The 4,673-nt window shown below is 64.1% G+C and carries 5 protein-coding genes; 1 reads left to right on the plus strand and 4 read right to left on the minus strand.

Annotated elements, in window-relative coordinates; translation table 11 throughout:
* The 4 genes from EOA27_RS23080 to EOA27_RS23095 form a co-directional block, all read right to left on the minus strand.
* The coding region (locus EOA27_RS23080) for a malate dehydrogenase (RefSeq protein WP_145970484.1) at positions 1–636 on the minus strand (636 nt) is incomplete at its 3' end.
* 316 nt (positions 637–952) lie between these two features.
* The gene (zapE, locus tag EOA27_RS23085; RefSeq protein ID WP_127257282.1) at positions 953–2,152 is read right to left on the minus strand and encodes a cell division protein ZapE; all 1,200 of its coding nucleotides are present in this window, start codon (positions 2,150–2,152) and stop codon (positions 953–955) included.
* Positions 2,153–2,341: 189 nt separating this feature from the next.
* Positions 2,342–2,899, minus strand: a complete 558-nt coding sequence (locus EOA27_RS23090; RefSeq protein ID WP_245467318.1) for a protease inhibitor Inh/omp19 family protein — start codon at positions 2,897–2,899, stop codon at positions 2,342–2,344.
* 196 nt (positions 2,900–3,095) lie between these two features.
* Positions 3,096–3,449 (minus strand): VOC family protein, encoded by a 354-nt coding sequence (locus EOA27_RS23095; RefSeq protein WP_245491142.1) that lies wholly within the window; start codon positions 3,447–3,449, stop codon positions 3,096–3,098.
* A 209-nt stretch (positions 3,450–3,658) separates the two neighbouring features.
* Between EOA27_RS23095 and EOA27_RS23100 the strand changes: the two genes are divergently transcribed.
* Complete coding sequence (locus tag EOA27_RS23100; protein WP_127257285.1) at positions 3,659–4,666, plus strand: MBL fold metallo-hydrolase; 1,008 nt, start codon at positions 3,659–3,661, stop codon at positions 4,664–4,666.
* Positions 4,667–4,673 lie beyond the last annotated feature (7 nt).

Genomic DNA, 4,673 nt, shown 5'->3' on the forward strand with positions numbered 1-4,673 from the left:
CACGATCTGGTCGAGCTTCTCCTTCGAGGTCCAGCCCATCTTGACGAGGTCGGGCAGCGGGATGCCGGCGACCGTCGAATAGCGGATCATCGGCACCATCGAGTCGCCATGGCCGCCGAGCACGAAAGCGGTGACGTCCTCGACCGAGACCTTGAACTCCTCGGCCAGGAAATAGCGGAAGCGGGCGCTGTCGAGCACTCCGGCCATGCCGACGACATGGCTGGTCGGCAGGCCGGAGAACTTCTGCAGCGCCCAGACCATCGCGTCGAGCGGGTTGGTGATGCAGATGACGAACGCCTTCGGCGCGTATTTCTTGAGACCCGCGCCGACCTGTTCCATCACCTTGAGGTTGATGCCAAGAAGGTCGTCGCGGCTCATGCCCGGCTTGCGCGGCACGCCGGCGGTGACGATGCAGACATCCGCGCCCTCGATGCCGGCATAGTCGTTGACGCCGGTCAGCCGGGAGTCGAAACCGTCGACGGGGGAAGACTGCGCGATGTCGAGGCCCTTGCCCTGCGGAATGCCCTCGGCGATATCGAACAGCACCACGTCGCCGAGATCCTTGAGGCCGATCATATGGGCGAGCGTGCCGCCGATCATGCCCGACCCGATGAGCGCTATCTTGTTGCGTGCCATGTGAGGATGTTTTCCCTTTGTCTGTGACGGTGCCGTGACGGGGCCGGGGAGGCCGAAAGGATGCGGGAGGCCGCGAGATTTCGCCGCACCCATTAGCGCCGGCCAAAGAAAAATTCAAACGATTATTTTGAACCCAGTATTTTCAATCGGTTAGATGCTTCGGGAATTACGTAAACGTCAAAGTTCCTGAGCCGACTGACGAGAATTTACACAATGAACGTGGAAATCAGAAGGCTTCATCCCGGCGATGACGCCCTTGTGAATTGATGGCTTGGTTTCTGACGCTGGGGGACAGCGCTGCGATGGCCGGCTGCAGCTACACCTGCGCCTGCCTTGCCTTCGCCACCGGCGCCGTCTCCCGCCGTTCCGCCCAGCCTTCCAGCCAGTCGCGGCTCTGCATTTCGACCAGGCGTGAGGCGGTGCGTTCGAATTCGAACACTTCCGTGCCGCGTTTGGCCGTGTAGAGCCCTTCCGGCGGCGCAGCGGCGCTCATCACCAGCCGCATATGGTGGTCGTAGAGCGTGTCGATCAAAAGAATGAAGCGCCTGGCCTCGTTGCGCTTGCCTTCCCCCAGCACCGGCACATGGTCGATAAAGACCGTCGAGAAACGGCCGGCGATGGCCAGGTAGTCGCGCGCGCCGAGCGGCTTTTCGCAAAGGTCGGCGAAGGAAAAGCGCGCTGCATCCCCGGCGGCGCGCGGGACGACGAGCTGGCGGCCTTTCAGCGTCAGCATCACCTCTGCCGTCGGCTGGCCATGCGTCATCGCCTGCCAGGCCTCGTCCAGCGCACGCTCGGCCGCAGCGTCGTCCGGCGTGACATAGACCGGCTGGCGGTTGAGCTTTTCCTGGCGGTAGTCCTTGTCGGCATCGAGCGTCATCACATGCGCATTGCGCTCGAGCAGCGAGATGAACGGCAGGAAGAGCTGGCGGTTCAACCCGTCGCGGTAAAGGTTCTCCGGCGCCACGTTGGAGGTGGCGACCAGCACCACGCCATTGGCGAACAGGGCCGAGAACAGGCGCGACAGGATCATCGCGTCGGCAATGTCGGTGACCGAGAACTCGTCGAAGCACAGCACCCAGGCTTCATCGGCGAGCGCCCGGGCGACCGGCGGGATCGGATCGTCCTCCCTGACCGTGCCTTCCTTGCGCGCCTGCCGGTGTTTCTGGATCCGGTCCTGCACATCGGCCATGAAGTCGTTGAAATGCACGCGGCGTTTGCGGCGGACCGGCAAGAGCTCGAAGAACATGTCCATCAGCATGGTCTTGCCGCGACCGACGCTGCCATGGATGTAGAGGCCTTTGACGGGCTCGCGCGGCTGCCGCTTGGCCGCGAACAGCCAGCCCAGCGCGCTCGATTTCTGTGCCAGTCGTTTGGCCGAGATCTCGTCGATCAGCCGGTCGAGCGCGGCGACGATATGCTCCTGCGCCGGATCGCGCTCAACAGCGCCGCTCTGGACGAGATGGTCGTAGCGCTGCCTGACGGTCGCGTGGGTCTGGAGGCCGTCACGCAGGTGCATGGTTCACATCATTTACTTTGAGCAGAATGCTCTGAGGAGACGCCGCCAGGCTACGTTGAGTTTCAGGTCAGGCCATGTCGAGAAGGGTGGGTTCCGAGAACCGGAGCGGAGCGTACTTTAAGTACGTGAGCACCGGAAGCACAGGAAGCCGCCATTCGCAGGCCGGCCTCACCTGAATATCGGCATAGCCTACCTTGTAAGCGAGATGGGCTGCCCATTGGAAGTCTGGCCGTCGAACTTTTCGCCGCCTGACGAATAGAGCCTGGCCAGCGAGCCGCCATTTTCATCGTAGAGCGTCAGCTGCTTGCCGGCGACGTTCCACGACTTGATGCCGTCGATCGGCGCCGGGCAGTGCAGCGGACCGGCGCGGTAGCCGGCGCCGAACTTGGTCTGCGGCGTTGCCACCTTGCAGCTCTGCCCGGAGACATTGACGTTCCACACGCCGGCGACGCTGGCCGCGGTGAGATCGGTGGCGCCGGCGGGCGCCGTGCCGTCCGGCGGCAGCGAAGCGACTTGGGTGTTCTTCGGCGCGGTCGGGAATTGCGACGGATCGGTGGTGCCGGGAGCGGCCGGCGGCGGCAGCTGATTCTGCGTCACCGTGCCGGACGGCGCCGGCGTCAGCGGCGCCGGCTGCTGGTCGTCCATCGAGGAGAAGCGCGAGGTCGAGCAGCCGCTCGCAACCAGCGCGGCCAGCGACATGGCCACGAGGCCGCTCCGCGAAAAGGGGCGGGTCATCGAAAAATTCATCAAAACCTCCGTCGGATCCGGCCGGGGGGAGCCGTCCGCGTAATCTTCGCTCCACCAAGATGGCGAAGGTGGCAGAATTTCAACCCGATATGGTTAAAATAGGGTTTTCGAGTCGGATGTTGCAAATTTATCGCAGCAAGCGGACGGCGCCGGAGCGGCGTTTGACTTGGTCATTCAAGCCATTGAACTTACGGCATTAAATCCGGGCGCTCGGCACGAACACATAGCCGTCCGGGCCAACGATGTAGCATTCGCGCAGGCCATGCGGCTTATCGATGGAGCCGGCCAGCACGATATGGCCGAGCGCCGCCGCCTTTTTCTCGATCCGATCCGGATCGGCGCCGTAAAGGCGCAATTCGATGCCGGCGCCGCGCGTCTCGGCACCCGAAGTGACCCCGGTCATCGGATTGTCGAGGTAGGAATGGTCGGCATGCAGCATGAAGACCGAGCCCAGGAGCTCGATCGCCGCGAAATCCTCGTCGGCGTAGATGATCCTGGCCCCGAGCACGTCGCGGCAAAAGGCCTCCATCGCCGCCATGTCGGTGACCAAAGATTGACGCCCAGCCCAAGCGGCAGCGAGCGGCCGAAATCCTCGGCCTTCATCCACGGTGTCCCGGTTCGCTTCATGACCATGATCATCGCGCCTCGCTCCCGATCCTAGATGAACCGGGCTTCGCCCATTGGCATTCGCCAGCAAAATGCTTGCGCCAGGCAGGCGCTTCCTTATCTCAGGAAGGGGTCGAGCCGGCGGGAGAGTGAATGGCCGCGAGAAAAAGAACCGCCAACCGCTATTACAGCGGCCCGCATAGCGATCATTTCGACGGCGCCTTGTTCTTCAACCCCGGCGGCAAGCCCCCAGGGCGCTTCAGCGATCTCCTCAGATGGCAAATCAGCGGCAAGCGGGCGAGATGGCCGGCCGCCGTTCCGAGTCCTCACCCGCCGGCAAAGCCGGTGCGTCGCGTGGATGGAGGCGCGCTCAGGCTCACAATGGTCGGCCACGCGTCATTGCTTATCCAGACCGCCGGCCTGAATATCCTGACCGATCCGGTCTGGTCGGAGCGCGCCTCGCCCTTCGCCTTCGCCGGCCCCAGAAGAGTCAATGCGCCGGGCATCGCCTTTGCCGACCTGCCGCCGATCGACCTGGTCCTGATCAGCCACAACCACTACGACCATCTCGACCTCGCCACGCTGAGGCGGCTGAAGGAGAATCACGACGCACGCATCATCACGCCACTCGGCAACGACGCCATCATCCACCGCGCCGTGCCCGGCATGCGGCTCAGCGCGCATGATTGGGGCGACAGGATCGACGCTGGGGTCGCCGCCATCCATGTCGAGCCGGCGCATCATTGGTCGGCGCGCGGCGGACGCGACCGCCGCATGGCGCTTTGGGCTGGCTTTCTCATCGAAACGGCGGGCGGCAACATCTATTTCGCCGGCGACACCGGCTTCCATGACGGCATCAACTACCGGCTGATGGCACAGAAGCATGGCGGCTTTCGCCTCGCCATCCTGCCGATCGGCGCCTATGAGCCGCGCTGGTTCATGGCGCCGCAGCACCAGAATCCGGAGGAGGCCGTGCAGGGCATGAAGCTCTGCAACGCGGCTCACGCCGCAGGCTGCCACTGGGGCACGTTCCACCTCACCGACGAGCCGGTCGAGGAGCCGGCGCAAAAACTGGCCGAGGCGCTCGAGGCGCACGGCCTGCCGCAGGAGCGTTTTCGCGCCATGCGTCCTGGCGAGGTGTGGGACATACCGGCTGTCTGACGAAGGA

The sequence above is a fragment of the Mesorhizobium sp. M2A.F.Ca.ET.037.01.1.1 genome (assembly GCF_003998075.1).
In the GTDB taxonomy this organism is placed as follows: Bacteria; Pseudomonadota; Alphaproteobacteria; order Rhizobiales; family Rhizobiaceae; genus Mesorhizobium.

What these genes read in the sequence shown, in the direction of transcription:
- EOA27_RS23090 (WP_245467318.1), bottom strand. Translation starts at nt 2,899, where the DNA reads ATGAATTTTTCGATGACCCGCCCCTTTTCGCGGAGCGGCCTCGTGGCC.
- EOA27_RS23100 (WP_127257285.1), top strand. Translation starts at nt 3,659, where the DNA reads ATGGCCGCGAGAAAAAGAACCGCCAACCGCTATTACAGCGGCCCGCAT.
- zapE (WP_127257282.1), bottom strand. Translation starts at nt 2,152, where the DNA reads ATGCACCTGCGTGACGGCCTCCAGACCCACGCGACCGTCAGGCAGCGC.